The organism is Flavobacterium macrobrachii (assembly GCF_014486675.1).
GTDB classification, from domain to species: Bacteria; Bacteroidota; Bacteroidia; order Flavobacteriales; family Flavobacteriaceae; genus Flavobacterium; species Flavobacterium macrobrachii.
In genome coordinates this window covers 1-484 of sequence record NZ_JACTAC010000192.1, presented here as the reverse complement: position 1 = coordinate 484, position 484 = coordinate 1, and the positions used below count along the sequence as shown (strand labels likewise).

Here is a 484-nt window from a genome sequence, read left to right as displayed (position 1 = left end):
GTGGAACCAACCAAACAATAACCTTAAGCGCAGCAGGAACAGCTACAATATCAGTAAGTCCAACAACAACAGGAACGATAAATATAGTAAGTGTAGCAAGTTCAGGAACACCAAGTTGTATTAATCCACAAACGAGTAGCATTCCAATCACGGTTTTACCATTACCAACGGCAAGTGTAACGGCCAATCCAACAACGATTTGTGAAAACGGAACCACGACTTTAACCTTTACAGGAACACCAAATGCTACAGTAACGTATAACATTAATGGTGGAACCAACCAAACGATAACACTCAACGCAGCAGGAACAGCTACGATAGTAGTAAGTCCAACAGCAACAGGAACTATCAATATAGTAAGTGTAGCAAGTTCAGGAACACCAAGTTGTACCAATCCACAAACGAGTAGTATTCCAATCACGGTTTTACCCTTACCAACGGCAAGTGTAACGGCTAATCCAAGTACTATTTGTGAAAACGGAAC

Annotated in this window: 1 protein-coding gene; it reads left to right on the top strand. The window is 41.1% G+C overall.

Going from position 1 to position 484, the window contains the following annotated elements:
• Positions 1-484 (top strand): hypothetical protein (locus IAI56_RS15915; protein WP_187658786.1); only part of this gene is annotated, 484 nt, incomplete at both ends.